The organism is Chryseobacterium piperi (genome assembly GCF_002285635.2).
GTDB lineage: Bacteria > Bacteroidota > Bacteroidia > Flavobacteriales > Weeksellaceae > Chryseobacterium > Chryseobacterium piperi.
The window spans coordinates 3,754,293-3,780,667 of record NZ_CP023049.2 but is presented as its reverse complement, the minus strand read 5'-3'; the positions used below and the strand labels follow the sequence as shown (position 1 = coordinate 3,780,667).

General features: G+C 34.1%; 31 protein-coding genes. 20 read left to right on the top strand and 11 right to left on the bottom strand.

The genetic code is table 11. The features are described from left to right. Positions 1-110: 110 nt before the first annotated feature. The gene (locus CJF12_RS16535) at positions 111-578 is read right to left on the bottom strand and encodes a lipocalin family protein (protein ID WP_034681099.1); all 468 of its coding nucleotides are present in this window, start codon (positions 576-578) and stop codon (positions 111-113) included. A gap of 146 nt (positions 579-724) precedes the next feature. Here CJF12_RS16535 and CJF12_RS16530 point away from each other — a divergent pair, with 146 nt between their 5' ends. Further along, the gene (locus CJF12_RS16530; protein WP_034681096.1) at positions 725-1,477 is read left to right on the top strand and encodes a glycosyltransferase family 2 protein; all 753 of its coding nucleotides are present in this window, start codon (positions 725-727) and stop codon (positions 1,475-1,477) included. Further along, positions 1,477-2,103 carry a hypothetical protein gene (locus CJF12_RS16525; protein WP_034681093.1) on the top strand — a complete coding sequence of 209 codons (627 nt, stop codon included), beginning with the start codon at positions 1,477-1,479 and terminating at the stop codon, positions 2,101-2,103. Before CJF12_RS16530 ends, CJF12_RS16525 begins: the two co-directional genes overlap by 1 nt. On the opposite strand, the gene CJF12_RS16520 is transcribed toward CJF12_RS16525, so the two are convergent. From CJF12_RS16520 to CJF12_RS16500, 5 genes are all read right to left on the bottom strand, one after another. Continuing rightward, positions 2,095-3,330: a 3-deoxy-D-manno-octulosonic acid transferase gene (locus CJF12_RS16520; protein WP_034681091.1), complete on the bottom strand. Its 1,236-nt coding sequence runs from the start codon at positions 3,328-3,330 to the stop codon at positions 2,095-2,097. The genes CJF12_RS16525 and CJF12_RS16520 overlap by 9 nt on opposite strands. A 4-nt stretch (positions 3,331-3,334) precedes the next feature. Beyond that, on the bottom strand, positions 3,335-3,679 hold the full coding sequence (locus CJF12_RS16515; RefSeq protein ID WP_034681088.1) for a cupin domain-containing protein: 345 nt from the start codon (positions 3,677-3,679) through the stop codon (positions 3,335-3,337). Continuing rightward, positions 3,660-4,091 carry a DUF1648 domain-containing protein gene (locus CJF12_RS16510; RefSeq protein ID WP_157759867.1) on the bottom strand — a complete coding sequence of 144 codons (432 nt, stop codon included), beginning with the start codon at positions 4,089-4,091 and terminating at the stop codon, positions 3,660-3,662. The genes CJF12_RS16515 and CJF12_RS16510 overlap by 20 nt, the downstream gene beginning before the upstream one ends. Positions 4,092-4,142: 51 nt before the next feature. After that, entirely contained in the window at positions 4,143-4,859 is a 717-nt protein-coding gene (locus tag CJF12_RS16505; protein ID WP_034681082.1) for a C40 family peptidase, read from the bottom strand. A gap of 69 nt (positions 4,860-4,928) precedes the next feature. Beyond that, the gene (locus CJF12_RS16500; RefSeq protein WP_034681080.1) at positions 4,929-5,576 is read right to left on the bottom strand and encodes an O-methyltransferase; all 648 of its coding nucleotides are present in this window, start codon (positions 5,574-5,576) and stop codon (positions 4,929-4,931) included. 180 nt (positions 5,577-5,756) lie between these two features. Here CJF12_RS16500 and CJF12_RS19970 point away from each other — a divergent pair, with 180 nt between their 5' ends. Beyond that, entirely contained in the window at positions 5,757-5,906 is a 150-nt protein-coding gene (locus CJF12_RS19970; RefSeq protein ID WP_157759866.1) for a hypothetical protein, read from the top strand. 140 nt (positions 5,907-6,046) lie between these two features. On the opposite strand, the gene CJF12_RS16495 is transcribed toward CJF12_RS19970, so the two are convergent. Beyond that, positions 6,047-6,880 carry an OmpA family protein gene (locus CJF12_RS16495; protein WP_034681079.1) on the bottom strand — a complete coding sequence of 278 codons (834 nt, stop codon included), beginning with the start codon at positions 6,878-6,880 and terminating at the stop codon, positions 6,047-6,049. 68 nt (positions 6,881-6,948) lie between these two features. Between CJF12_RS16495 and tilS the strand changes: the two genes are divergently transcribed. The 8 genes from tilS (at position 6,949) to CJF12_RS16455 (ending at position 15,133) form a co-directional block, all read left to right on the top strand. Next, positions 6,949-8,283, top strand: coding sequence for a tRNA lysidine(34) synthetase TilS (gene tilS, locus CJF12_RS16490; RefSeq protein ID WP_228379034.1), 1,335 nt, complete (start codon positions 6,949-6,951; stop codon positions 8,281-8,283). Between the two features lie 2 nt (positions 8,284-8,285). After that, positions 8,286-10,361 (top strand): protein-disulfide reductase DsbD family protein, encoded by a 2,076-nt coding sequence (locus CJF12_RS16485; protein WP_034681075.1) that lies wholly within the window; start codon positions 8,286-8,288, stop codon positions 10,359-10,361. Between the two features lie 214 nt (positions 10,362-10,575). After that, positions 10,576-11,091 (top strand): ExbD/TolR family protein, encoded by a 516-nt coding sequence (locus tag CJF12_RS16480; protein ID WP_034681074.1) that lies wholly within the window; start codon positions 10,576-10,578, stop codon positions 11,089-11,091. Positions 11,092-11,158: 67 nt separating this feature from the next. Then, a complete protein-coding gene (locus CJF12_RS16475; RefSeq protein ID WP_034681072.1) occupies positions 11,159-11,662 on the top strand; it encodes a hypothetical protein in 504 nt (167 codons plus the stop codon). A gap of 10 nt (positions 11,663-11,672) precedes the next feature. Further along, the gene (locus CJF12_RS16470) at positions 11,673-12,455 is read left to right on the top strand and encodes an alpha/beta fold hydrolase (protein ID WP_034681071.1); all 783 of its coding nucleotides are present in this window, start codon (positions 11,673-11,675) and stop codon (positions 12,453-12,455) included. 12 nt (positions 12,456-12,467) lie between these two features. Continuing rightward, positions 12,468-13,289 (top strand): hypothetical protein, encoded by an 822-nt coding sequence (locus tag CJF12_RS16465; RefSeq protein ID WP_051887154.1) that lies wholly within the window; start codon positions 12,468-12,470, stop codon positions 13,287-13,289. Positions 13,290-13,480: 191 nt separating this feature from the next. Then, the gene (locus CJF12_RS16460) at positions 13,481-14,251 is read left to right on the top strand and encodes a phospholipase D-like domain-containing protein (protein WP_051887153.1); all 771 of its coding nucleotides are present in this window, start codon (positions 13,481-13,483) and stop codon (positions 14,249-14,251) included. A 90-nt stretch (positions 14,252-14,341) separates the two neighbouring features. Further along, positions 14,342-15,133 carry a patatin-like phospholipase family protein gene (locus tag CJF12_RS16455; RefSeq protein WP_034681067.1) on the top strand — a complete coding sequence of 264 codons (792 nt, stop codon included), beginning with the start codon at positions 14,342-14,344 and terminating at the stop codon, positions 15,131-15,133. A 35-nt stretch (positions 15,134-15,168) separates the two neighbouring features. Here the strand turns inward: CJF12_RS16455 and CJF12_RS16450 are convergent, their stop codons facing one another. After that, positions 15,169-16,173 (bottom strand): DHH family phosphoesterase, encoded by a 1,005-nt coding sequence (locus CJF12_RS16450; RefSeq protein WP_034681064.1) that lies wholly within the window; start codon positions 16,171-16,173, stop codon positions 15,169-15,171. Between the two features lie 230 nt (positions 16,174-16,403). Between CJF12_RS16450 and rpmH the strand changes: the two genes are divergently transcribed. Both rpmH and CJF12_RS16440 read left to right on the top strand, forming a co-directional pair. Further along, positions 16,404-16,562, top strand: coding sequence for a 50S ribosomal protein L34 (gene rpmH / locus CJF12_RS16445; protein ID WP_034681061.1), 159 nt, complete (start codon positions 16,404-16,406; stop codon positions 16,560-16,562). A gap of 157 nt (positions 16,563-16,719) precedes the next feature. Continuing rightward, the gene (locus CJF12_RS16440) at positions 16,720-17,430 is read left to right on the top strand and encodes a cell division ATP-binding protein FtsE (RefSeq protein WP_034681059.1); all 711 of its coding nucleotides are present in this window, start codon (positions 16,720-16,722) and stop codon (positions 17,428-17,430) included. 2 nt (positions 17,431-17,432) lie between these two features. Here CJF12_RS16440 and CJF12_RS16435 read toward each other — a convergent pair whose 3' ends face one another. Genes CJF12_RS16435 through CJF12_RS16425 form a run of 3 tightly spaced genes read right to left on the bottom strand, consistent with a single transcriptional unit; the run spans position 17,433 to position 20,168 of the window. Continuing rightward, complete coding sequence (locus CJF12_RS16435) at positions 17,433-18,128, bottom strand: tRNA1(Val) (adenine(37)-N6)-methyltransferase (protein WP_034681055.1); 696 nt, start codon at positions 18,126-18,128, stop codon at positions 17,433-17,435. Continuing rightward, positions 18,128-19,582: a sensor histidine kinase gene (locus CJF12_RS16430; protein ID WP_034681053.1), complete on the bottom strand. Its 1,455-nt coding sequence runs from the start codon at positions 19,580-19,582 to the stop codon at positions 18,128-18,130. The genes CJF12_RS16435 and CJF12_RS16430 overlap by 1 nt, the downstream gene beginning before the upstream one ends. After that, on the bottom strand, positions 19,569-20,168 hold the full coding sequence (locus CJF12_RS16425; protein WP_034681592.1) for a riboflavin synthase: 600 nt from the start codon (positions 20,166-20,168) through the stop codon (positions 19,569-19,571). Before CJF12_RS16425 ends, CJF12_RS16430 begins: the two co-directional genes overlap by 14 nt. Positions 20,169-20,217: 49 nt before the next feature. On the opposite strand from CJF12_RS16425, the gene pdxA reads away from it, so the two are divergent. The 7 genes from pdxA to CJF12_RS16390 all read left to right on the top strand — a co-directional run bounded on the left by pdxA (position 20,218) and on the right by CJF12_RS16390 (position 26,375). Beyond that, on the top strand, positions 20,218-21,309 hold the full coding sequence (gene pdxA / locus CJF12_RS16420) for a 4-hydroxythreonine-4-phosphate dehydrogenase PdxA (protein WP_034681051.1): 1,092 nt from the start codon (positions 20,218-20,220) through the stop codon (positions 21,307-21,309). 84 nt (positions 21,310-21,393) lie between these two features. Next, the gene (locus tag CJF12_RS16415; RefSeq protein ID WP_034681048.1) at positions 21,394-21,924 is read left to right on the top strand and encodes a YceD family protein; all 531 of its coding nucleotides are present in this window, start codon (positions 21,394-21,396) and stop codon (positions 21,922-21,924) included. A 69-nt stretch (positions 21,925-21,993) separates the two neighbouring features. Continuing rightward, a complete protein-coding gene (rpmF, locus tag CJF12_RS16410) occupies positions 21,994-22,197 on the top strand; it encodes a 50S ribosomal protein L32 (protein ID WP_034681046.1) in 204 nt (67 codons plus the stop codon). Between the two features lie 125 nt (positions 22,198-22,322). Continuing rightward, positions 22,323-22,802, top strand: a complete 480-nt coding sequence (accB, locus tag CJF12_RS16405; RefSeq protein WP_034681044.1) for an acetyl-CoA carboxylase biotin carboxyl carrier protein — start codon at positions 22,323-22,325, stop codon at positions 22,800-22,802. Positions 22,803-22,900: 98 nt separating this feature from the next. Next, positions 22,901-24,256, top strand: a complete 1,356-nt coding sequence (gene accC / locus CJF12_RS16400) for an acetyl-CoA carboxylase biotin carboxylase subunit (protein WP_034681043.1) — start codon at positions 22,901-22,903, stop codon at positions 24,254-24,256. A gap of 104 nt (positions 24,257-24,360) precedes the next feature. Continuing rightward, positions 24,361-25,611, top strand: coding sequence for an ornithine--oxo-acid transaminase (rocD, locus tag CJF12_RS16395; RefSeq protein ID WP_034681041.1), 1,251 nt, complete (start codon positions 24,361-24,363; stop codon positions 25,609-25,611). Positions 25,612-25,613: 2 nt separating this feature from the next. Next, entirely contained in the window at positions 25,614-26,375 is a 762-nt protein-coding gene (locus CJF12_RS16390; protein ID WP_034681589.1) for a glycosyltransferase family 2 protein, read from the top strand.

Genomic DNA, 26,375 nt, shown 5'->3' with positions numbered 1-26,375 from the left:
TATGATAATGCCTCCTATGAAAGATAAAATCGCTGTTTTATAAAATGGTGAATTTAGCGGATACCTTTACTATAAATATAAGAGATACCTAACACGTAATATATAATATATTATTGAGTAACTCTCTTGAATGTATATGTTACAGAATGGTACTCATTAGGGTTGGTAGTATCTTCGATCGTAAGATTGAGCGTAGTAGAATTAAGCGTAGTTACTTTTCCTTTATCCGGAGTTGCTACACCTTGATATTTAATTTCTATCCTTTTATCACTCGTATTATAATTATAGGTAAAATTCTTTTCAGAAACAGTACTACATATAGCAGGCGTACCGATTTCATCCTTATCAGTTCTTTTCCCAGTTGTTCCTTCATTGAACTGCCATCTTGATTCCTTTTGGCAAGTGGTATAAGTAATCTCATCGGAAACACCACTCCCCCCAGTAGGGATTGTAGTAATTACCTCTTTTACAGGCTGCCAAAGTCCAGCAATGGGAAACACTTGTGCAGGATCGTCATCTTTACATCCTGTAGCTGCTAATAATGATAAACCTGCAAATAGTAATGCTAATTTCTTCATATATCAAATTTTTCAAGGCCTAAAATTATGATTTTTTTTAAATACTCTGTCATTTTTTTTAGATTTTGGAATTATAATTTTCATTTCCTTAAAATTCCTTCAATAAAACAGATATTTTAAAACCTTATATTTGCAAAAAAGCACGCATGCCTCAAGTTTCCATAATTACTCCCTGCTATAACTCTTCTAAATTCTTAGCAGAAACCATCAACTCTGTAATGAATCAAACCTTTACAGACTGGGAGTGGTTGATCACTGATGATAAGTCTACCGATAATTCCGTAGAAATTATTCAGGAAGTGAATGATTCCAGGATAAAGCTTCTTATCGCCGAGAAAAATGGTGGCGCCGGACATGCAAGAAACCTTTCTCTGGAACAGGCAACCGGAAGGTTTATCACTTTTTTAGATGCAGATGATTTTTGGGAACCTGATTTCTTAGAAGAAATGGTCAGTTTTATGAAAAGGGAAAATGCTGAAATCGCTTATTCAAATTATGCAAGATGTGACGAACAGCTTGTTCCTAAAATTGAAGATTTCAAAGCAGATAAAGAAGTTACCTTTGATAACTTGTTAAAGACATGTCGTCTTTCTTTACTTTCTTCGATGTACGACTCCCAAAGGGTCGGAAAGGAATATTTCCCTGAAGGAAGCAAACGTGAGGACCATGTCATGTGGTTGAATTTACTTAAGAAAATTCCCGTAGGAAAGCCCCTTCCAAAAACAATGGCAAAATACAGGATGCATGCAACAAGCGTTTCGAGAAAAAAACAGAATATTGTGAAAGATCAGTATCTGGTGTATAAAGACTTCATGAAGTTTTCTACTGTAAAGTCGCTATACTATACTGCGAACTGGGCAATCAACGGATTCATGAAGTATTCTAAAGTATTTAATTAATGGAGTATTCAAAAGAATTTAAAGCTGCTCTCAGCAATTTTTCATCAATAGAAAAAGACCGCCTCATTTTCAGATTACTGAAAAAAGACAAACTTTTATCTAAAAAATTATATTTTGAGCTTATCGATACGGAAACGGTAGATCAAAAAAGGACTCAAATGGAAGAAATCATTGAGGAAAAAGTTCTTTTTGCTTCAAAATACTTAAGTAACCCCAAGTACTTCCTTGTTCTCATCCGAAAATTAAGCGCTGAAGTTACTGAACATATAAAAATCACTACCGATAAATTTGGAGAAGTATCTCTTCATTTATTTCTGATCAACAAAATTCTGGATCACAATAACAAACTCAATCACCAAAGGTTTGATGAAGTTTATAAACTTCACATCTACCTGATTAATAAAGCTCTGAAAGCATTGACATTGGTTAAAAAGCTAGATGAGGATTACTGGATTGAAATTGATGAGCTTCTGGAAGATTTAGAAGATAAAATTAATGACAACCGCTATCTGCAAAAGCTTTGCTTGAACAATAGTGTTAATCTTGCCTGGCTACGATGTGATCATATCCCCGAGGACCTGGATGTCATCATAAAAGATATAAAAAGTCAGGGATTCCTAAAGTGATCCGATTTTTTGAATAATAAGCTCAGTCGAGTCAGGAGTATCATCTACAAACTTTTGAGCTTGCAGAGACATTTCGCCCAGGGTTTCAGGATCGTTCATCAAAAAAAGAACAAACTCGGCTGCGAGAGATTCATTTTCAAAAGATTTACCTCCGTTGAAAGCAATTAACTGATCTGCTTCAGGATTTTTTCTGTATTGATTTCCAAAAATTACCGGAACACCAAAAGTTGCGGCTTCAAGAATATTATGCAAGCCCGCATCATGAAATCCTCCTCCCACGACTGCAACATCTACATAAGAATACAACTTTGACAGCAGTCCTATACTATCAATAATTAAGAGTTGAGAGTCTAAAGTTGAGAGCTGAGAGCCTAAAACTTCACTATATAACAGAGCATTGGGAAATAAATCCTTTAGGTGCTGAATTCTTTTTAAGTCATGTGGAGCAATAATTATTTTTACCTGGTGATTTTTCTCAGCAACTAATTTTGCCAATTTTTCTTCCGCATGCCATGAACTTCCAAAAACAATAACTTTTTCCTCCCCAATAAAATCCTTAATACCTTCTACATGATTATTTCTATTTCTCAGTTGTTTCACCCTATCAAACCTAGTATCTCCTGTTACCGAAGACTGAACCAATCCTACACTTTTAGCCAAAGCAAAAGAAAAGTCGGTCTGGTGAAAAAACCAATCAATATCTTTCTGTAACTGTTTAACGAACCACTTTCCATAAGAAGTAAAGAAAGACTGCGTTTCATAAAATAATGCAGATATTACATAAGTTCGGATCCCTCTGCTTTTCAATTCAGCAAGCAGATTATACCAATAGTCATACTTAACCGTAAAAAATAATTCTGTATGAAATGCTGAAACAAATTCTCGTACTGATTTTTTATTATCAAAAGGCAGATAACAGATAACGTCAGCCATATGCTTCTTTTTAATCACATTTTCATAGCCTGATGGTGAAAAAAAAGTAATTAGAATTTTATGTTCAGGAAATTGTTCCTTAAGTCTTTCTAAAACAGGAAGACCTTGTTCATATTCCCCAAGGCTTGCAGCATGCATCCAGATTACTCTATCAGATGGAGAAAATCGGTCTCTGACGAGCGATAAAGACTTTTTTCGTCCTTCGACTCCTTTTTTAGTTTTTTCATTAAACAAGGAAAAAACTTTCATTCCGAAAACGAGGAGACTGATAAATATGTTATAAAGGAAACTCATTTACTTATTTTTCAATTTCAAATCTATCATTGTTTGTGGAAGGATGGGAAATTACTAGAAATTCAAGTTCTTCTCCAGTATCGTTGGAAATATAATGCTTTGATTTGGGCAAAATTGTAATACTCTCTCCTACCCTAACCAAAAAACGTTCTTCTTCCACATTAAATAATGCTTCTCCTTTTAATATATAGAATATCTGCTCAGCATTTTTATGAAAGTGAAGTTTTTCCGATGCATGCGGTGGCATAGATTCCTGCTTAACCGACAGGCCTGGCAAATCTTTTACAATCCAGCTATCACAACCATCTCCCCAGGTATAATGAGGTAAATTATCTTTGGACAATATCATTTTTCCCTTTTTTAATCATGATCAACAGATTGGCTGCTAAAACAATAAAAAACAATCCCAGAAATACAAAAAACAAATTACTTAAGGCTTTTATTCTTCCTTCTGCTATCCAGACGCTTTCTAAAACAACATCTCCAAATACCAGTAATAATGGAAAAAGAATACTGTAAGCAAAAAGTTTCATCGATTTTTTATTGCGAAAGCTTGTAGGCACATGTAATAACGGAGAATTGACATCTCTTGTAATACTTATAAGAACAAGGAAAACAAATGTAGCAATAGCAGGTAAGAACCATATTGTTTTTTTATGGTCATATCCATTTATACCACTTCCACCATCGAAATGGGTAGGAATAATATCAGGCAGGCCAGCATATTTCAATCCTACAAAAACCCAAATTGAAATAAGCAAAAAAATATTTACAATTAATAATGTTTTTGAAATCACTTGCATGCTTAGCTACTAAAGGACATTTTTGATAACTCTGAGTTTATGCGTGTGTTTATTCATTTCTTTATTGAAGATACCTGTAGAATCCAATATATCAATTCTCACTTTTCCTGATGCATGAATAATTTTTTGATTCTCAAGCATAATTCCAACGTGAATAATTCTACCTTCATCATTCTCAAAAAACGCCAGATCTCCTGGCTGGCTTTCTTCAACGAAAGTCAACGGGCTTCCTACTTCAGCCTGCTGATAGGTGTCTCTCGGTAATTTTACACCATGAATTTTATAAACCAGCTGCGTAAAACCTGAACAGTCTACAGCAAAGAAGCTTTTGCCTCCCCATAAATAAGGGACATTAATAAATTCTCTTGCAGTCAGGGCAATACTTTCACGGATATCATGGCTCCTTCTTGAAGCAACTGCAGGAAATTCAACTTCGGAACCCATAGAAAGTAAAGTTCTTCCATCATTCATGATAACGGAAGAAAAATCTTCAGTAATTAAAGACACTTTTCTGTTAGCCAGCTCCTCATCTGATACAGGTTTTATTTGCTTGGTATCCATCCATCCTTCATAACCATCATAATGCATTTTTATTCTGGTCCAGTTTTTATCTACTTCCAGAATATCTGCACTTTCCCCAAACAATATCTCTGTAACAATTTCTGCCTTGTCCGAATTTTCAGCTCGAACAGGAGCGACAGTAACAATACAAATTCCTTTATTCATCAACTTTCTTTATATATTAAATGATTAAAAAATTCAAAGATTAAAAACTTAAACTTCAAACTATTCTAATTACTTCCTCCGAAGGAAATTTACTCCGTCCCGCAAAGGTAAAATAAGATTTTCAAAATCTTCATCTTTTGCCACTAAATCATTTAATTCCTTAATGACTTGTGTGGATTTCTGTTTTGGATTTTCTTCCAGCACTTTTCCATACCAAAGGACATTATCAAATAGTATCACTGAACCTGATTTTGTTTTTGGTTTAATAAGCCTGAAGTATTCTGCGTAGTTTTCTTTGTCTGCATCAATGAACACCAAATCAAAAACCTCATTCGTTTCTTTTAAAAACTCTTTTGCATCCTGAAGTTTAAAATCTATCCGATCCGAATGTTCACTTTCTGAAAAATATTTTTTAGGAATATAAGCAAGATCCTCATTCACATCCAATGTCGTTATTCTACCTTTCTCAGGCAGCCCTGCTGCCAGGCAAAGTGTTGCATATCCGGTAAATGTTCCGATCTCAAGAACATTTTCAGGACGCATCATCTGGGAGATAATGGTGAGCAATCTTCCCTGCTGATAACCGGAGATCATATGTGGCTGTGTCGTCTTCTGGAAAGTTTCTCTTCTTAATTTCCTAAGAATTTCAGGCTCTGAAGAAGCATGCGATTCCAGGTATCGATCCATTTCAGGGTTCTTTTCTTCAAAAAAACTCATTGTACAATTTTTTGTTATTCAAATTTAACCAAATAAAAGAAAAAAGTACAGCTTATCTGTCAAGATCTTGCTGAAAAATGGGAAAATACACCATGAAATACCGTAAAAACACGGATAGCATCGAAAAAGATACAATCCTATCTTTGCTAAGAAGATAAAAACACTAAAGTACACATAAACATGAAAACAGAAGAACGCTCAACTAAAGAAAAAAAGGAGACTATAGAACCTGTAAAGAATGTATCATCTTCTGAAAAAACAAAACGCAAAGTATCCGATTCATTTTTTCAGCGAATTATTTCATTATTGAAAAAAGAAGAATTAATTTGATTAAAAGAAAGAGGCTGTTTTGTTACAAGACAGCCTCTTTTATTAAGATGAGATATGTATATTCCCTAAACCCATTCACTATTCACCAATAAAAAAGAGGACATTTAAAACGTCCTCTTTTTCAATATTTTATTATGTAATTATTTCTTAGGAGCAATATCCATCAATCTCATAAACTCATCAAGTTTAGGCATAATGATGATTTCTGTTCTTCTGTTTTCTGCTCTTCCTGAAACACTCATATTTGTTGCTTTAGGATTATATTCTGAACGTCCTCCGGCAGTAATTCTTGAAGGATCCACACCGAATTGAGTCTGTAAAACTTTAGCGACTGCAGTACCTCTCAATGCTGAAAGATCCCAGTTATCTCTTGGTAGATTAGGTGAGTTTAAAGGAGCATTATCCGTATTACCTTCAATCAATACTGAATATTTATCGTAATCATTGATTACTTTAGCTACTTTCCCTAATACTTCCTGAGCGGCAGGTAAGATGTTATAATCTCCTGTTTTATACAACATTTTGTCTGAAAGAGAAATCATTACCACTCCCTTCAACACTTTAATCTGAACATCATCGTCTGTTACATTATCCAAAGATCTTTTTAGTTTGTTTGACAACGCTAAATTCAAGCTGTCATTCTTAGCATTACTAGAAATCAATCTCTTGATATATGAGTTAGAAGCATTAATCTCTCCTACTAATTTATCAATGTTTGCAGAACTTTTTCCTGTATTAGACAAGCAAGCATCTAAAGATGACTTTAAAGCATCATGCTGGCTTTTTAACAAATTATTCTCACCGGATAACGCAGAGTTTTGAGACTTCAGATCCTGAATTTCTCTTTGTCTTTCACCGATATTTTCAATACATTGCTTATAGTTAGAACTTAATGCATCATACTGCTTTTTGCTGACACACGATGTCATTCCCAACGCCATTGCAGAAACTGCTACAATTTTTAATATCTTCATAAATAATCTTTTTTAGACGAATCAAAGTTAGAAAATTCAATTGAATTATATGAATTATCTTTGCACAAATGAAATTCTCAACATCCATGTTGAAAAAATTAAGTATTAAAGATCATCTGGCAGAACTCGTTCAATCACCTGAAAACAACACCTATCTTTTAGGGGTAAGTGGCGGAGCTGATTCTATGGTTTTAGCTTCACTATTCTTGGATTCCGGAATACCTTTTGAGATTGCCCATATCAACTATAAGCTTCGGGGAAACGACTCTGATCTGGACCAAAAAGTAGTACAGGATTTTTGTGATAAATCCCATATTAAATTTCACCTGTACGAAGTTTCTGAAAAGGACCATCAACCAGAAAATTCGATTCAGCTTTGGGCAAGAGAAATCCGTTATAGGTTTTTCAAGAAAATTCAGGAAAAAGAAGACCTGAAATATCTGGTTACTGCACACCATTTGAATGATCAGCTGGAAACGTTTATCATTAACTTGTCAAAAGCATCCGGCATCAATGGACTTAGTGGTATTCCTGCGAATGACAACAAAATTCTTCGCCCCCTCTTATCCTACTCAAAGGAAGAGATCTATGCTTTTGCCCAAGAAAATAATATTGAATACAGAGAAGATCTCTCCAACAAAAAAAGTGATTATCTAAGAAATAAGATAAGAAATGAGATTGTTCCAAAACTTTTAGAGACGAATGATCATTTTTTAGAAAACTTTAAAAAGACCTCTTCCTATCTTAATCAAACCAAAGACTTTGTCCGAAAACAAATTCAGGACATTGAAAATAATCTTTCTTCATTTAACTTAGGAAACAGAATCCTATCCAAAGAAAAGCTAAATAAAGAAAGTGATTTTGTAAGATTTGAAATTTTAAAAAAATATGGATTCGGCAAAGAAGAAGAGATTAAAAAAATCTTCACTGCAGAAACCGGAAGTTCTTTTTTTTCTAATGAATACCAGTTGGTGATCAATAGGGATGAATTAATCATCATTAACCGCCATTCTGATCAGGAAAGTAATCAGGAAATTATTTTAATTGAAAAATCTGATTTTAATCCTATGTCAATTGATCTGAATATCAAAGATTTTATTCAATTGACTGGTGAGGACAACAAAAACTTCCAATGGAGTTTTGATATGGAAAAAATTCAGTTTCCGTTAGTTTTAAGAAGAAAACAGGAAGGTGATTTATTTTATCCATTAAACTTTTCAGGAAAAAAGAAAGTTTCTAAGTTCTTTAAAGATGAAAAATTATCTATTTTAGCGAAGCAAAAAATTTGGGTATTGGCAGATGGCAATAAAAATGTACTAGGTGTTATTCCTTACAGACAAGACAGAAGATTTGTCTGTACAGAAAAAACCAGATATACCCTCAACCTTTTTAACCAAAAGTAAAAATGAAAAGTAAATTTAAGGCATGGCTATTACTGGCTTTGGTATTCTTATTTTCAGGACTTAACGCTCAAATCAAAAATCCTGTAAAATTCAAATTCACTATCAACGATTTAGGGAATAATCAATATGAGGCAGTGCTTAATACAACGATAGAAGGTGGCTGGCATATTTATTCAAAAGATATTCCTGAGGATACAGGAATCCCTACAGAATATAAGGTATCCGGGAAAAATATTGAGTTGATCGGAACATTTCAGGAGGTTGGAAAAAAACATGAGGAATTTTCCGAAGCCTTTGGCGGAACGATTGTTTTCTATTCCAATTCTGTCGGATTTAAACAAAAATTCAAGCTTAAAGACGCTACAAAGCCTGCTGATGTAACGTCAGAAATTACTTATCAAACCTGCGACGACAGAGTTTGTCTGGCTCCCAATACTTTAGAATTCAATCAAAAAGTTACTCCGAAAGGAGCTACTGAAGAATCTCCCGCTGCAACAACTACAGAACCCACAAAAGATTCAGCAAAAATAAAGGAGATGGTGGTTGAAAATCCCGTAAAAGGAGAAATCACGGTGGCAGAAACTTCAAGCTTGGATCCAAAGCAATTAAAAATAGAAACTTTAGATTTCAAAAAGCCTTTAACAGATTGCGGTACCGCATCTACAAAAATGGATGAAAATTATTGGACTTATTTGTTCTTAGGATTTATCGGAGGTCTCATTGCTTTATTAACTCCTTGTGTTTTTCCAATGATTCCTTTAACGGTTTCATTCTTTACCAAAGGAAATAAAAACAAGGCAAAAGGAAAAAGAGATGCTCTTATTTATGGATTTTTCATTCTTTTAATTTTCGTTTTACTGAGTCTTCCTTTCCATTTAATCAATGGGATTGCCGGGAATATCTTCAATGAAATATCTACAAGCGTATGGCTGAATATTGCCTTCTTTATCATTTTTATCTTCTTCGCAGGAAGCTTCTTTGGATATTATGACATTACACTGCCAAGCTCTATTGCCAATAAATCTTCCAAAGCTGAAGAAGCAGGGGGAATTATCGGTATTTTCTTTATGGCATTAACACTGGTTATTGTTTCATTCTCTTGTACAGGACCTATTTTAGGAAGTTTACTGGGAAGCGCAGTTACCGGCTCTACAAATGTCCCGATGTTATTAACTTTTGCTTTAGCAGGGTTTGGATTAGCATGGGCTATTATTTTTGGATTGTTAGCTCTATTTCCTCAGGCATTACAGAGTCTTCCAAAGTCAGGAGGATGGATGAATACGGTAAAAGTAGTCTTAGGATTTGTAGAATTAGCTTTAGCACTTAAATTCTTATCAAAAGCGGATTTAGTTTCTAAAACGTTCTTACTAAAACGTGAACTTTTTATCGTTATCTGGATCATTATTACAATAGGGCTTACTCTATATTTATTTGGATTAATCAGATTTCCACATGATGATAAAAAACCTAAAATCTCTATTACAAGAAAAATATTTGGAGTACTGAGTATCGGCTTTGTTATATATCTGATTCAGGGACTTATTCCTTCAGACCGTCCAAAACTTCAATTATTAAGCGGAATCTTACCTCCGCTAAACGTAAGCTATTTCCATAATGAAAAGGATGGAATCCTCGGAATGCATCCTGAGCATGATTTCTTTAAAGCAGTTGAATTGGCTAAAAAAGAAAATAAACCGATCCTGATAGACTTTACTGGCTACGGTTGTGAAAACTGTAGAAAAATGGAAGAATTCGTTTGGAGTGAACCAGATATTCTCCCGATTCTGCAAAATGATGTCGTGCTGGCATCGCTATATGTAGATGATAAGGAAGAACTTCCGGAAGATCAGAAAACAAAAATAGATCTTGGAGAAGGACAAATTAAAAAGGTAAAAACAATTGGCGACAGATGGAGCTTATTCCAACAGGTAAACTTCAATAATAACTCACAACCTCACTATGTATTGGTAACGCCAGACGGAAAAGTAATTAACACTCCTGTTTCCGGTTATATGCCAAAAGAGGATTTCAAAAAATTCCTGGAATGTGGTGTCAATTATTTTAAGAAGAATAAATAGACTTATATCAACATCTCAATACAACCTTATCAATTAATTTTGATAAGGTTTTTTAATGCATTGATTTTAATAATATTTATACTCAAACACTCAATGAAAATAACAAATATTTACATATTTAATAAATCAGGTACAAACTTTGCATTGATTTGATTAAATAAAGAGCAATACGACACTTTTTATTAAAAAGGTTTAACATTTTAAAACATTCGTTATGACTGAAGTAATTGCACAAGAAAAACAAGGAGGAAAACAAAGAAAAAAACTAATTAAAGTTGACATGACTCCTATGGTAGATTTAGGTTTTTTATTAATTACCTTTTTCATGTTTACCACTAATTTTACAAAACCTAATGTCATGGATTTAGGATTACCTGCGAAAAGCAACACTCCTCCCGTAAATGTGATTGATACTAAAAATCAGATTACATTTATCATTGGAAAGGACAATCGGGTGTTTTATCATCAACAAGCAAAAGAAGATTTAAATGCAGGTAATTTAAAAGAGGCCAGCTATAACGGAGTGACTATTTCTAAAATTATTTCAGAAGCTTACAACAATGCTCCTGCAAGAAATAATTTCACCATCATTATTGAACCTACAGACGACTCAAACTACAAAAACTTTGTAGATATGCTGGACAATATTGCTATTTCTAAAAAAGAACGATACGGTATTACGGACATTAAGCCATGGGAGAAAAAAGTCTACGACGAATTAACAAAATAAAAAAGAAAAAGAGCATTTTAAAAATGCTCTTTTTTATTTACATTTGAGAGTATAATTTTATTCGTTGATGAAAAATATTTTAATCGCAGCAAGTATTGCAACCGTATTCGTTTCATGTTCAAAAAAAGAAACCCAATCTACGTCAAATCAGGTAGACAGTGTAAAGATTATTGATTCTATTAACGCTGCCAGGACAAAACTGAACGATAGTATTAAAAACAAAAACAGATTTCAGGACTTCAGCGGAAGCAGAAAATTCACCCACAACTCAATCAAAAGTTCAGGCTTTGTAGATTTTAAAAAAGTCAGCAGAGACGAATATGAGGTTTCAGGAAGTGTAAAATCCGGGAAAAACTACGTCACCATTAAAGGAACAGCCGTTGTTGTTTCGCCTAAGCATATGAACTTCACAGGAGAAATCACTCAAAGTATTGCTGAAAATGATAACGGAAAGCCCTATACAAGAAAGGGAACAAAAACATTTCTTTCCAAAGACGGAGGAAAAACCTGGAGATTACAGGATATGATCAACGGCTCAGGATTTGCAGATTATATCGACATTCACTTTTAATTTTTGAATTATGCTGAACTTTGAAAAAAAAGGAAACGGAAAAGAAACATTGGTTCTGCTTCATGGCTTCATGGAAAACCTTTCCATATGGAGCGACATGGAACCTCATCTTTCAAAAAGCTTTTCCCTTTTAAAAATTGATTTACCAGGCCACGGCCAATCTGAAATACTTGCTGATGTACATACAATGGAGCTTATGGCAGAGGAAGTAAAAAAAGTCCTGGAATACCAAAAACTAGAAAAAGTTCATCTACTGGGACACTCTATGGGTGGATATACCGCTCTGGCTTTTGCCGAAAAATATCCTGACTCATTAAAAAGTCTAACTTTATTTTTCTCAACCTACTTCCCTGATGATGATGAAAAGAAAAAACAGCGGATAAAAAGCTACAGAATAATTCAGGAAGCTTTCCCTAATTATGCCAAAGCAGGAGTTCCTAATCTATTCAATCCAAACGAAAGAGATGTTCTGGAGGGAAAAATAGAAACAGCATTGGAGGTTGCTTTATCTACCAATAATCTCGGCGCTCTAGCCTGTGTAAAAGGAATGGTAGAAAGAACAGACAAAAAACATGTTCTGGAAAACCTGGAGTCTAAAATTCTTGTCTTAGCCGGCAAACATGACAATGCAGTAAAAACTGAAGCAACTATCAAAAATCTTCCGGACAGAACTAATATCAAATCTTATGTTTTAGACTGCGGGCACAACGGGCATTGGGAAAAGCCAAGTATCTGTGCTGAAATCCTTAACACAGAACTTCTTCACAATATGCCGAAAAACTTAGTTTTATAAAAACAATCATCTATGAAAATATGGACTCTTTCAATCATGCTTCTTCTATTCGTTGCCTGCAAAAAAGAAAGCACGTCTTCTAAAAACAGTAGTACAGATTCGATTTCACAGATAGGAAGCACCTCAAAAGACACCTTAAAATCACAACAAGGCAAACGAAGCCTTTTTACTTTCGCTACGGAACTGTGTGACAACAAAGGATATTTTGACGAGAGCAAATATACCCGACAGGAAATTGAAGGAACCTACAAATTATATCATGAACTAAGTGGTTTATTACTGGACTCTCCACATGTTTTTAATCTTGAAGACCTTTATAAGGTAAGAAATGATAAGGATCAGATCCTGGAAAAACTTAATCAGGAATTTTCAGAAAAGAAAAAGCTAATAGAGAACTTAAAAGTTGTCAATACTCCCTACTGGCAAAACGTAAAAAAACAAAAATACCAGGAACTGCTGAATTCTTATGAGAAGCAAAGAATTCAGATTTTAGCATATTCGGATCCATCTGTTTTACTTAACAGCAAAATATCTAAAAACTGCATCCGCTTTGTTAATGCTTTAAATTCTGATGACCGTCAGATGGTTGAAGAATGGAAGAAGCTCCGTATAGAAATGAGCAAAAGAAATGGCAACCCTCAAAATGTAATAGAAGAATTCGAAAAGCATCTAAACTCTCCTGATAAAAAAGACTATGCCATCATAGACCTGATTGTATTTGGTTGGGGCAATTGCGCTAATGATGACATTGACAGACCCCAATATGATGAGAAAATGAATGCTGAATTTAATTCCCTTTTTATAAAAATTGATTCTGACTGTGATGGGCCTTAATTTAACGTTTATTAAAAGTTACAACAAAGTAAGTTTTTTTAGAGAATCATAAATCTATAATTTCAATTTAATAAGTTTTTAGTAAGTTTACTTCATTGTCCCTAACAATGTAGTTCTCAACGAGACTATAAAAGTGTCTATTACTTGTTAGTGGTAATTTTTGTACAAACACAAATGAAAAGCTTAAGAATATGGGGACTTATTTTAATGGAGCAAACTGTGATATCTATATTGGCACAGGCGCAGGAAAAAAATTATTAGATGATATTTCTACTGCAAGAAAAACAGTAAAAATTATCTCACCTTATCTATCGCCGTTTCTGATAAAAGAACTAATCTATCTTCATAGCAAAGGAATCAATATTCACTTGATAACTACAGATACAATCGAAGATTTTTATGGTTCTTATGACAAAAACATTCATAAATTAATTAAGCAACACCAAATAAAAGATAATGAAGCTGAAAAAATCAGAAACAAATGGATAGATTTAACTAAAATTCTTTTATATAGTATCATTACATTGGCCGTTACGTTAATACTAACCGCTTACTTTTACAGAAGTGCAAAGCTGTTATATGGCATAATTCCAATTATTTTGTTATTTCTACTCAAACATTTATATCAAAACAAAATTGAAAATCATCGCATTTTTAATTACAAGTATTCACAATTATTTCCATTCAAAGTCTTTGTATCTCCACAAAATGCAAATACATATAAAAATACCTTCATACATGGTAAAGTTTATATAATAGATGATGAAATTGTTTATATGGGTTCTTTAAATTTTACAGGAAGTGGAACCAAAGAAAATTACGAAACAAGAATAAGAACAACAGATAATAAGGCCGTAGTAAAACTTGTAGAAGAATTCAATAATCTATTTTATCATTCCGGCTTACCTGAAAGAGACATACAGTACTGGGGTAAAGAATTATATAATGAGCCTAAAAATTAAAAAACATTCTCTTTTTCTTATCATAAGCTACCTCAAAAATCACATTATATTTATTAAAAAATCTTATATTAGTATGGATTAACCATATTAATGAATCTATTCTCCTTCAAAAAAAAGAAACCCATTATAGGTCTGACACTTTCCGGCGGCGGAATGCGGGGAATTGCTCATATCGCTGTTTTAAAAGCATTGGAAGAATATGATTTAAAGCCACAGATCATTTCCGGAACAAGTGCCGGTTCTATTGTTGGGGCATTTTATTCATTTGGAAAAACTCCGGATGAAATGATGGACATCGTAAAACAAACAACATTCTTCTCAAGGTCCTATCTAAAGCTCTCCAAAAATGGTATTTTCAGTTCAAATTTCATTTTAAAATTGTTTACAGATCATTTTCCTGAAGATGATTTTAGCATTCTTAAAATACCAGTGTATGTTGCAGCTACAGAAATGACTCATGGAATTGTTGATTTCTTTTCAGAAGGTCCGCTTTTCCAACCTCTCCTAGCTTCCTCAAGCGTTCCTTTTATCTTACCTCCTGTAAGAATAGAAGAAAAAATTTATGTAGATGGCGGCGTCCTTGATAACCTCCCTATTGAGCCTATCATTGATAAATGTGATTTTTTAATAGCTTCTCATGTGAACTCGATTAGCTATGACGAATTAAAAAAAATGAGCTTAATGAAAGAGTTTGACAGGATTCTGCATTTAGCGATTGCCAAATCGGTATATTCCAAAGCAAAGTCCTGCGACATTTTTTTGGACCCACCCAAAATGACAAAGTTCAGTCTTTTCAATAAAAAGTTTATGGATGAAATGTTCACACAGGTTTATGAATACACCTGTGAAGAATTAGAATCCAAAGGCTACACAAGAATATAAGTACAATAAACCAGTATAAATATTCCCCTATGCTACTATAAATTCTCCTCCGCTACTCTTGCTTTGAAAGTAACAAGGGTATCCGGTAAAGATTCGTTAGATTTTCCACCTGCTGCATTAATGTGCCCGCCTCCATTGAAGTATTTTCTTGAAAACTGATTCACATCCACATCTCCTTTACTTCTGAAAGAGATTTTAATAAAATCCTCATACAGATCTTCCATAAAAAATGCAGACATTTTCACTCCCACAATGCTTAATCCATAATTAACAAAACCTTCTGTATCTCCTTTCTGGAAACCATATTCCTTCAACTCCTTTCTTGTCAGATACAAAACAGCCACAGTACCATTATTTACAACTTCTATCCTTCCCAGAATCAGAGCTAATAACTGTAAACGAGAAACGGTATTCGTATCCCAAGTATTCGATGTAATCACAGAGGGGTCAGCTCCTTTTTCAATCAGATTTGCTACAATCCTATGCGTAGTAGCACTGGTGGAACGAAAACGGAATCCTCCGGTATCCGTCATAATTCCTGTATAAAGACATTCCGCAATATCTTTATTAACCAAGTCCTCATCATTCATTGCTTCAATGAAATGATAGATCATCTGTGAAGTTGCAGGAATAACAGTATCAGAATAAACGTAATCGAATGGTTCAGGCTGCTGATGATGGTCAATCAAAATTTTCTTTGCCTGGGCATTTATCAGCCAGTCTCCTAAAATCCCAATTCTCGACGGAGAATTAAAATCCAAACAAAAGATTACATCTGCTTCATTAATCAGATCGAATGCAAATTTTCTTTTATACTCAGCAATAATATTTTTCTTTGCGTCTGGCATCCATTTCAGGAATTTCGGGAAATCGTTAGGGACAACAACTTCTGCCATAATTCCTTTAGCCTGCAAGTAATGTTTCAGTCCCAAACTGGAACCAATAGCATCTCCATCCGGATTATAGTGGGTAAGAATAACTATTTTATTTTCAGGAATAAGGAGAGTTTTGATTTCTAAAAGTTCCGCAGGTGTAAACATCATTATGCTTCTTTAAATTTGAGTTTCCAAAGATAAAGTTTTTAAATAAATCATGGCTTATTATTTTAAACAACATCCGATACTATTTACAATAGGACTTTTTAAAATTTTATTAAAAAATGTATTTCAAATTATTTCAAAAAAAAGTAATATAAATTTGTAACTTCTAAAAAATTCTATATCTTTGCAACCTGAAAATTAATAGATAATTACGATTTAAATATATAGTAATGAGTAAAAGAACATTCCAGCCATCAGAAAGAAAAAGAAGAAACAAACACGGTTTCAGAGAAAGAATGTCAACGCCAAACGGTAGAAGAGTATTGGCTGCAAGAAGAGCGAAAGGCAGAAAGAGTTTAACTATAAGTGCAGCACGCGCTAAGAGATAATCTCAAAATTATCATATACAAATCATGCTTGAAAAGAAGTTTTTCAGGCATTTTTTGTTGTTAAAATTTACTAAAATTTAGGTTCTATAAGTTTCTTTTTTCTATTTTTAAAATCTGAAAATATATTTTTTCAGAAACAGCACTTTAAAATTGAATTATGCCACATACAAATATCTCCGGAGATAGCATTATAAGCTTACAACACGCTAAAATTGCTCAAAAAAGTTTTACTGTTCTTTCCGACGTTAATCTAAATATTAAAAAAGGAAGATTCTGCTATCTTATCGGAAAAACAGGATCAGGAAAAAGTTCTCTTTTAAAGACTTTGTACGGACATATTCCTTTAGCATCAGGACATGGAGACGTGGTAGGCTTCGATTTAGCCAAAATGAGAACCTCTGATGTTCCGAACTTAAGAAGAAAACTAGGTATTGTTTTCCAGGATTTCCAATTACTTTCAGACAGAACGGTAGAAAAGAACTTAAAATTTGTTCTTGAGGCAACAGGATGGAGTGATAAGGTAAAAATGGAAGACCGTATCAATGAAGTTTTAGGGAGCGTAAATATGAAAAGTAAAAAGCATAAAATGCCTCATGAACTTTCAGGAGGAGAGCAACAGCGTATCGCTATTGCAAGAGCTTTACTAAACCACCCTGATCTTATCCTTGCGGATGAACCGACGGGAAATCTGGATCCTGAAACTTCTAATGAAATTATGACCTTACTGAAGCAAGTAGCTTTAGAAAACGGCGCTGCAGTAGTAATGGCCACTCATGATTACCACATGATTCAAAACTTCCCTGGAGAAGCAATCAGATGCGAAGATGGAAAAGTATCTGTATTGGATACTACAGAATTATTCGAATAATTCTATTTACTAAAAATATGAAACTCTTTTGTGAGTTCAAGATATTGGTCCGAGTATACTCTCGGACTTTTTTCTATTACAAAGTCAAACTCTTCTACATTTTTTTCATAGAAAGAAAATTCCAATATCAATCTTTTTGTTTTTGAGTTTTCAATTCCTTTAATATGAATTCTTCTATTGAGAAACAAATTGTATTCTTCCGCAATCTTATTAAATTCGAAACCTACTTCAGCTGGGATGATCACTGAGAAAACTCCATTTTGAGAAAGAAGAACTGAGGATTTTAAAATTAGTTGTCTAAAATTAAGCTCAATTGTTTGTCTTGCGATTTTATCTTTATCAGAGGAAGATTCTTCAAAGTAAGGCGGATTGGAGACTATACAATCAAATTTTTCTTTTGTATCAAAGGTTTTAAAATCCTGATATCTATTCTTTAACCTACTGGCAAAAACTGAATTTTCAAAATTATTTTTGGTTAAATTCACTGCCTCCTCTTGAATATCCAAACCCAGGAATTCTGCCTGAGGGTTTCTCTGAGCCAGCATAAGACTAATCAATCCCGTCCCAGTACCTACTTCCAAAACTTTCTCAGCCCCGGAGATATTTGCAAGAGCACCAAGTAGAACACCATCAGTCCCTACTCTGAAAACGTTTGGGGACTGATGAATATCAAATTGTTTAAATCTAAAAGGTTTCACTATAAATTGGTAGGTAACGTAATCGTAAATGTAGAACCTTTCCCGATTTCTGATTTCACAGAAATTTCACCCTTATAATCCTCCACCATCTTTCTAACCATAGACAGACCAAGGCCCATTCCACTATTTTTTGAGGTAAAATTAGGCTCAAAAATCCTTTCATACATATTATCAGGAATACCTACTCCATTATCTTGTACAGAGATCATCACCCTTCTCTGATGCTGCTCAATATCAACATTAATAATTAACTTCCGATCATCACTCTGCGCTTGTTTCGCATTAGTCACTAGATTGGTAATAATCCTGGAAAGATAAATCTTATCCATATTAATCATAATATTGTTTTTATTGGAATGAACAAAAACACTATCATCACTAAACACACGTAGAATATCTTCTACTTCAGCGTTAAGATTAATCACTTCATTATTTTTTTCAGGCAGCTTGGCAAACTCGGAAAAAGCTGATGCTACAGTAGCGATCAAATCAATCTGATCTACCATCGTCTTGCTCATCAACTTCACTCTTTCTGTTACATTAGGATCCTGCGGATCAAATTTTCTTTCAAAATTCTGAATAGTAAGCTTCATGGGAGTCAAAGGATTTTTCACCTCATGAGCAACCTGTTTGGCCATTTCTCTCCAAGCTTCTTCCGAAGCTTTAAAACGCAATCTTTCTTTTTGATCCTGAATCTGAAGAATCATTCTGTTATATGCTCTTGCCAGAGCATTTAATTCATCATTTTTATAGTATCTGATAGGACGCATCTCATTTTCAAACAATGTAATACGGGTAATCATATCAGAGAATTTGGTGATATTTTTTGCCAGACTGTTAGAAGTAACCCAACTTATCCAGATACTGAATATAATGAGAAAGAAGTCAACTAAAAGAATATACTTCACATACTTATGGAGTACTTCAAGATAAGCAGACTCATTATGGTAAAGCGGGATATAGACTATTCCTATAGGTTCTAAAACATTATTTTTCAAAACCATATAAGAAGAAGTAAACACAGCATCTTTAGCCTGATCATACCCTCTGATATCTACCCTTGCATCAGTCGTCAATATTCTATTGACGATATCTACAGGGATCGACTTTTGAGTAATCAAGCCTTCATCTTTGTTAGAAAGTAGATAATGCCCTTTCAGATCATAAATAACAATATCATGCTGGTTGATATCCGCAATCTCGAAAATTTTATTTCCTAAAACCTGAGGTAAATCTTTGGTTTCAAGAATAGTCCGACTGACTGCATAATCCAGAAACCTCATAACGGCACTGGTCTTTTCCTGCATGTCTATTTTACTTTGCTGTAGGGAATTATTTCTCAAAACAAAGTATGGAACGAGGGAAGAAGCAACAACACTTAAAAAACATACCAACAAGAAACCGAAAAAGACCCGATTTCTTAAGCTATATCCTTTATACTTACTTATTGCCATTCTGTTTATTAATTAACCTAGCAATATACTTACCAATTATATCAAATTCAAGATTTACTTTATCTCCTATTTTTAAATGTTGCATATTGGTAAACTCCCAGGTATATGGGATAATGGCTACTGAAAACTGAAAGCCTTCACTTTTTGCTACGGTTAAACTTATACCGTTAAGAGTAATAGAACCTTGAGGAACGGTTACAAAATCTCCGTCACTATCATACTTAATCGTGACAAAATAACTTCCGTCTTTATTCTCAATTCCTACAACCTCTCCGGTTTTATCAACGTGTCCCTGAACAATATGGCCGTCTAATCTTCCGTCCATCTTCATACAACGCTCAAGATTCACCATTGATCCGATCTCCCATTTTCCTAGATTGGTCTTTTCCAGTGTTTCGTTAATAGCGGTAACAACATATTGGTCATTTTTAATTTCCACAACTGTTAGACAACAACCGCTATGAGCCACACTTTGATCTATTTTCAATTCATTGGTAAAAGGGCATGTTAAAGTAAAATCGATATTACTTCCTTTTCTCTCAATTTTCTCAACAACTCCAACTGCTTCAATAATTCCTGTGAACATATTATTTTTTGCTAAATTTGTAAAATTATAATCTTCAAAGATAATCAAAATGAGTCCAAAAAACTATAAAGTACGAGTAGGAATTTCAATCGGTGATTTCAATGGCATCGGCCCTGAAATCATTATGAAATCTTTGAAAGACAAAACTATTACAGATTTCTTCACTCCCGTAATCTTCGGATCCGGGAAACTATTCACATACCAGAAAAATATTTTCAAACTGAATTTAAATTTCAATTATATTAATGAAGCTTCGCAGGCTCAAGCAGGAAAACTGAATATGGTAAACCTTGCTAAGGACAATTCTAATGTAGAATTGGGAGTTCCAACAGAAGAATCTACCAAAATGGCAATAGCTTCACTGGAAGCTGCTACCGAAGCTTTAATAAAAGGCGAAATTGATGTTCTGGTAACCGCTCCTATCAATAAGGACGAAATGGTTAAAATGGGCTTTAAGCATGCTGGTCATACAGGATATTTTGAAGAGAAATTTAACAAAAAAGGATTGATGTTCTTAGTAACTGATGATTTAAAAGTTGCCGTTTCTACCCATCACATTCCTATTGCGAAAGTGGCTGAAAATATTTCTAAGGAGAAAATCAAAAAACAGATCAAAGCTTTAAATCAAACATTAATTGAAGACTTCTGTATCTCTAAACCCAAAATCGCAGTTCTGGGCTTAAACCCTCACTCAGGAGATGGTGGTGTAATCGGTAGTGAAGAAATTGAAATTATAGAACCTGCTATCAAAGAACTTTCAGATAATGGAATCCTGGCTTTTGGCCCATTCCCTGCTGACAGTTTCTTCCAGCCGGCTAAATATAAGAACTTTGATGCTGTTTTAGCAATGTATCACGACCAGGGTCTTGCTCCGTTCAAAACATTAGCATATGAAGAAGGCGTTAATTATACCGCAGGACTTCCATTCATCAGAACTTCTCCCGACCATGGGGTTGCCTATGATATTGCCGGAAAAAATATAGCGGATGAGCAGAGTTTTACCGAAGCAATTTTCGCCGCGATTAAGATTTTCAAAAATAGAAGCGAATACAATGATCTTATGAGCAACCGACTGCAGCCTAGAAAAATGGTTGTGGACAATGGAATTGACGAAGATCTTCCCGATGAAACTGATGCTTAAATAATTCTGACAAATTTTAAATCAATTTGTTTGAAAATTTATTTGTAATTAAAAAAAAAATGCATATTTTTGCACACTCATTTTATGGACAAGTTAAGAAACTACGACGTAAGCTTTTCCGGATTAAAAAACGGCAAGCATAAGTTCAAATTTGAGATAGACCAATCGTTCTTTCAATTATTTGACACTGAGCAAGAATTTACAAATCCTAAAATAGCAGTAGATGTCTTACTGGATAAGCATACTACTTTTTTAGAATTTGAAATAAAGATAGATGGAATAGTAGAATTGGTTTGTGATATCACAAACGATGAATTCAATCATCCCATTGAAAACGAAATCAGCGTGTTGGTAAAATTTGGAGAAGAATATGATGATAGTGACGAAAATGTTATCACGATTCTAAGTACAGATCATGCCTTCAATGTCGCACAATTAATTTACGAAAATGTGATGCTTTCCATTCCTATGAAAAAAGTATCTCCTAACGTAAGCGATGAAGATTTAGCAATTCTTGATCAATTCAGTCCTAAAAATATTGAAGAAACTGAAGAAAAAGAACCCGAAAGTGACCCACGATGGGAGGCACTTAAAAAATTAAAAGATAAAAATTAAAATAATTTAAATATGATGAGATGATGAAAAAAATCTCATCGCTCATCAAATTAAAAAAGTTATTACAAAATGGCACATCCAAAGAGAAGACAATCGTCCACAAGAAGAGATAAGAGAAGAACTCATTACAAAGCTGTAGTTCCTCAGTTAGCTAAAGATGCAACGACAGGTGAACTTCACCTTTACCACAGAGCTCACTGGCATGAAGGAAAACTTTACTACAGAGGTAAAGTAGTATTGGAAAAAACAGTTGAAACTACTGAAGAAAACTAAGAGGTAACATTTCAAAAAAGCCTTATTTTAATACAAAAACCGCCCAATTTTGATAAAATTAGGCGGTTTTTTGTTGTTTTTTGTGTTTTTTTGGTATCTTTGGCTCAAAATCAAATATCAAATTTATGGACATTAAAGACATACAAAATCTTATTAAGTTTGTATCTAAAGCTGAAGTTTCAGAAGTGAAGTACAAAACTAAAGATTTCGAAATCACTATTAAAACTCCATTAGCAGGAAGCGAAGTAAACTATGCACAGCCTGCAGTTTACCATACTGCACCGCAGCAAACAGCAGCTCCTGCACCAGCTCCCGTTGCTCCAACTTCTACTGAGAAAGCTGAACCGGCTTCTGATGACAGTAAGTATGTAACGATTAAATCTCCAATGATTGGAACGTTCTACAGAAAACCATCTCCAGACAAAGACGTTTTTGTAAATGTAGGTGATGAAGTATCTAATGGTAAAATTGTTTGTGTAATTGAAGCAATGAAATTATTCAACCAGATAGAATCTGAAATCAGTGGAAAAATCGTTAAAATATTAGTTGACGATGCAACACCGGTAGAATACGATCAACCTTTATTCTTAGTAGATCCATCTTAATTTAGAAATTAGATGTTAGACGTTAGATGCCGGATCTTATCCTGCATTCAAATAACATTATCTAATTTTCAAATTATCTAATTTTCAAATTTAAGAAGATGTTCAAAAAAATATTAATAGCCAATCGTGGCGAAATTGCAATGCGTATTCTTCGTACTTGCAAAGAAATGGGGATCAAAACCGTTGCAGTATACTCTACTGCAGACAAAGATAGTCTTCACGTAAGATTTGCGGATGAAGCAGTTTGTATTGGTCCTGCAATGAGTAAAGACTCCTATTTAAAAATCCCTAATATCATTGCCGCTGCAGAAATTACAAATGCAGACGCAATTCATCCGGGTTATGGATTCTTATCTGAAAATGCTAACTTCTCAAGAATCTGTCAGAAAAATGGAATCAAATTTATTGGTGCCTCTCCTGAACAGATTGAAAAAATGGGAGATAAAGCCAATGCCAAAGCAACAATGAAAGCTGCCGGTGTACCTTGTGTACCAGGTTCAGATGGTTTGATTGAATCTTATGAACATGCTTTAAAAGTTGCTGAGGAAACAGGATATCCTGTAATGATTAAAGCTACTGCAGGTGGTGGTGGAAAAGGAATGAGAGCTGTTTGGAAAGCTGAAGACCTTAAAGATCACTGGGAGTCTGCTATCCAAGAAGCCGTTGCTGCTTTCGGAAACGGAGGTATGTACATGGAAAAACTGATTGAAGAACCTAGACACATTGAAATCCAGGTAGCGGGAGATCAATACGGTAAAGCTTGTCACCTTTCTGAAAGAGACTGTTCTGTACAAAGAAGAAACCAAAAATTAACGGAAGAAACTCCTTCTCCGTTTATGACTGACGAACTTCGTGAAAAAATGGGTGAAGCAGCAGTAAAAGCAGCTGAATTTATTGGATATGAAGGTGTAGGAACGATTGAATTCTTAGTAGATAAGCACAGAAATTTCTACTTCATGGAAATGAATACAAGAATTCAGGTTGAGCATCCTATTACTGAACAGGTTATTGATTATGATCTGATCAGAGAACAAATCCTCCTTGCTGCAGGAACTCCGATTTCAGGAATCAATTATTATCCTAAATTACATTCGATTGAATGTAGAATCAATGCAGAGGATCCTTATGCTGATTTCAGACCATCTCCTGGAAAAATAACAGGATTAAATATCCCTGGCGGACACGGAATCAGAGTAGATACTCACGTTTATTCAGGATATACCATTCCGTCTAATTATGATTCCATGATTGCAAAATTAATCACGACTGCTCAGACCCGTGAGGAAGCTATTGCAAAAATGAGACGTGCTTTAGAAGAATTCTATATCGAAGGAGTAAAAACAACGATCCCTTTCCACAGGCAATTGATGGATAATGAGGATTATCTTTCCGGAAACTACACAACGAAATTTATGGAAAGCTTCGTTATGGATAAAAAATATGATAACCATTAAGGTTATTTTATTAAATAAAATCATGAAACTACCTCATTCTGAGGTAGTTTTTTATTTTATGTCTTATCATATTAAATTATTAACTTTGTACAAAACCAAAAAATATGTCAACAGTAGAAACAGCAAAAAATTCACAGTATTTTATTGACCTAGAAGACAAGCATGGAGCACATAATTACCACCCTCTTCCGGTAGTTTTAGACCGTGGTGAAGGCATTTTTGTTTGGGATGTGGAAGGTAAAAAATATTATGATTTTCTTTCAGCTTATTCTGCTGTAAACCAAGGGCATTCTCATCCTAAAATCGTTGAGGCTTTAGTTAATCAAGCTAAAAAATTAGCTTTAACTTCAAGAGCGTTTTATAATTCCAATCTAGGCGAATATGAAAAGAAAATCAAAAATCTTTTCGGTTTTGACAAGGTATTACCTATGAACTCGGGAGCTGAAGCCGTAGAAACGGCTGTAAAGCTAGCCAGAAAATGGAGTTATGAAGTAAAAGGAATTGCTGAGAATGCAGCAAAGATTATTGTTTGTGAAAATAATTTCCACGGAAGAACAACAACGATTGTTTCTTTCTCAAACGATCCGGATGCTAACCAGAATTATGGACCTTTTACACCTGGGTTTATTAAAATTCCTTACAATGACATTGCTGCATTAGAAAAAGTTTTAACTAATGAAGCTCAGGATATTGCTGCATTTTTGGTTGAACCTATTCAGGGCGAAGCCGGAGTTTATGTTCCTGACGAAGGTTTCTTGAAGCAAGCATCTGATTTATGTAAAAAGCATAACGTTCTTTTCATTGCAGACGAAGTACAAACAGGTATTGCAAGAACAGGTAAATTAATTGCCTGCCATCACGAAAATGTACAACCGGATATCTTAATTTTAGGAAAAGCACTTTCAGGAGGGATGTATCCTGTTTCAGCTGTATTGGCAAATGATTCTGTCATGAATGTGATTAAACCCGGACAGCATGGTTCTACATTTGGAGGAAATCCAATAGCATGTGCTGTAGCTGTAGCCGCTCTAGATGTTGTAGCTGATGAAAAATTATCTGAAAAAGCAGAACAACTAGGGAAGCTTTTCAGAAGTGAAATTGAAAAACTGATCGAGAAATCAGATCTTATTACCAAAGTAAGAGGAAAGGGTTTACTAAATGCCATTTTAATTAACGATACACCCGATAGTTCTACTGCCTGGAATCTTTGTTTAAAATTAAAAGAAAACGGATTATTGGCAAAGCCTACTCACGGAAACATTATAAGACTTGCTCCACCATTGGTTATTACAGAAGAGCAATTGCTTGATTGTGTAAAAATTATAGAAAAAACTATTTTAGATTTCAAAAAATAAATATGCCTGAACTCACTGAAAAAGTAAGTGGCTTAATTATAACATACAACGAAGAAAAAAACATTCGGGAAGTACTCGAATGTTTTGATTTTTGTGATGAAATTGTTATCATTGATTCTTTTAGCACGGACAAAACTTTAGAGATTGCTAAAACGTTTCCCAATGTGAAAATTATTCAGAATAAATTTGAAGATTTTACCAAGCAAAGAAACTTAGCTTTAGACAATGCCAGAAACGATTGGGCATTATTTTTGGATGGTGATGAGAGAATAACTCCTCAATTGAGAAGTGAAATAGTTGAAGAACTTAATAAAACTGATAAAAAAGACGCCTATTATTTCTACAGGAAATTCTTTTTTGCAGATAAACCTATCAATTATTCAGGAACACAGACTGATAAAAATTTCAGACTTTTCAGAAAATCAAAAGCAAGATATATTGCTGAAAAAAAAGTTCATGAAACATTGAAGGTTGAGGGAAGAATCGGAGAAATGAAAAATAAACTGTTGCATTTTTCCGTTTCAGATTATGAGTCTTACAAGAAAAAGATGATTCATTATGGAGTTTTGAAAGGCCAAGAACTTGCTTTAAAAGGGAAAAAATTCAGTAAATTAACTCAATATTCCAAGACAGCATTCAAATTTTTCAAAGCTTATATTATGAGATTGGGAGTTTTAGACGGAAAAGAAGGCTACCAGCTTTCTTATCTACAAGCACTGAGTGTGTTTGAAACTTACGAATCGCTAAAAAAGGAACAAAATTAG

Bases quoted from the DNA above. Each gene is read 5' to 3' on its own strand.
- tilS (WP_228379034.1), top strand. From the start codon at position 6,949: ATGAAATTCTCAACATCCATGTTGAAAAAATTAAGTATTAAAGATCAT.
- CJF12_RS16520 (WP_034681091.1), bottom strand. From the start codon at position 3,330: ATGAGTTTCCTTTATAACATATTTATCAGTCTCCTCGTTTTCGGAATG.
- rpmF (WP_034681046.1), top strand. From the start codon at position 21,994: ATGGCACATCCAAAGAGAAGACAATCGTCCACAAGAAGAGATAAGAGA.
- rocD (WP_034681041.1), top strand. From the start codon at position 24,361: ATGTCAACAGTAGAAACAGCAAAAAATTCACAGTATTTTATTGACCTA.
- CJF12_RS16470 (WP_034681071.1), top strand. From the start codon at position 11,673: ATGCTGAACTTTGAAAAAAAAGGAAACGGAAAAGAAACATTGGTTCTG.
- CJF12_RS16460 (WP_051887153.1), top strand. From the start codon at position 13,481: ATGGGGACTTATTTTAATGGAGCAAACTGTGATATCTATATTGGCACA.
- CJF12_RS16425 (WP_034681592.1), bottom strand. From the start codon at position 20,168: ATGTTCACAGGAATTATTGAAGCAGTTGGAGTTGTTGAGAAAATTGAG.
- CJF12_RS16415 (WP_034681048.1), top strand. From the start codon at position 21,394: ATGGACAAGTTAAGAAACTACGACGTAAGCTTTTCCGGATTAAAAAAC.
- CJF12_RS16475 (WP_034681072.1), top strand. From the start codon at position 11,159: ATGAAAAATATTTTAATCGCAGCAAGTATTGCAACCGTATTCGTTTCA.
- CJF12_RS16535 (WP_034681099.1), bottom strand. From the start codon at position 578: ATGAAGAAATTAGCATTACTATTTGCAGGTTTATCATTATTAGCAGCT.
- CJF12_RS16390 (WP_034681589.1), top strand. From the start codon at position 25,614: ATGCCTGAACTCACTGAAAAAGTAAGTGGCTTAATTATAACATACAAC.
- CJF12_RS16495 (WP_034681079.1), bottom strand. From the start codon at position 6,880: ATGAAGATATTAAAAATTGTAGCAGTTTCTGCAATGGCGTTGGGAATG.
- CJF12_RS16455 (WP_034681067.1), top strand. From the start codon at position 14,342: ATGAATCTATTCTCCTTCAAAAAAAAGAAACCCATTATAGGTCTGACA.
- CJF12_RS16430 (WP_034681053.1), bottom strand. From the start codon at position 19,582: ATGGCAATAAGTAAGTATAAAGGATATAGCTTAAGAAATCGGGTCTTT.
- CJF12_RS16450 (WP_034681064.1), bottom strand. From the start codon at position 16,173: ATGTTTACACCTGCGGAACTTTTAGAAATCAAAACTCTCCTTATTCCT.
- pdxA (WP_034681051.1), top strand. From the start codon at position 20,218: ATGAGTCCAAAAAACTATAAAGTACGAGTAGGAATTTCAATCGGTGAT.
- CJF12_RS16505 (WP_034681082.1), bottom strand. From the start codon at position 4,859: ATGAATAAAGGAATTTGTATTGTTACTGTCGCTCCTGTTCGAGCTGAA.
- CJF12_RS16530 (WP_034681096.1), top strand. From the start codon at position 725: ATGCCTCAAGTTTCCATAATTACTCCCTGCTATAACTCTTCTAAATTC.
- CJF12_RS19970 (WP_157759866.1), top strand. From the start codon at position 5,757: ATGAAAACAGAAGAACGCTCAACTAAAGAAAAAAAGGAGACTATAGAA.
- CJF12_RS16480 (WP_034681074.1), top strand. From the start codon at position 10,576: ATGACTGAAGTAATTGCACAAGAAAAACAAGGAGGAAAACAAAGAAAA.
- CJF12_RS16515 (WP_034681088.1), bottom strand. From the start codon at position 3,679: ATGATATTGTCCAAAGATAATTTACCTCATTATACCTGGGGAGATGGT.
- rpmH (WP_034681061.1), top strand. From the start codon at position 16,404: ATGAGTAAAAGAACATTCCAGCCATCAGAAAGAAAAAGAAGAAACAAA.
- accB (WP_034681044.1), top strand. From the start codon at position 22,323: ATGGACATTAAAGACATACAAAATCTTATTAAGTTTGTATCTAAAGCT.
- accC (WP_034681043.1), top strand. From the start codon at position 22,901: ATGTTCAAAAAAATATTAATAGCCAATCGTGGCGAAATTGCAATGCGT.
- CJF12_RS16500 (WP_034681080.1), bottom strand. From the start codon at position 5,576: ATGAGTTTTTTTGAAGAAAAGAACCCTGAAATGGATCGATACCTGGAA.
- CJF12_RS16485 (WP_034681075.1), top strand. From the start codon at position 8,286: ATGAAAAGTAAATTTAAGGCATGGCTATTACTGGCTTTGGTATTCTTA.
- CJF12_RS16525 (WP_034681093.1), top strand. From the start codon at position 1,477: ATGGAGTATTCAAAAGAATTTAAAGCTGCTCTCAGCAATTTTTCATCA.
- CJF12_RS16440 (WP_034681059.1), top strand. From the start codon at position 16,720: ATGCCACATACAAATATCTCCGGAGATAGCATTATAAGCTTACAACAC.
- CJF12_RS16465 (WP_051887154.1), top strand. From the start codon at position 12,468: ATGAAAATATGGACTCTTTCAATCATGCTTCTTCTATTCGTTGCCTGC.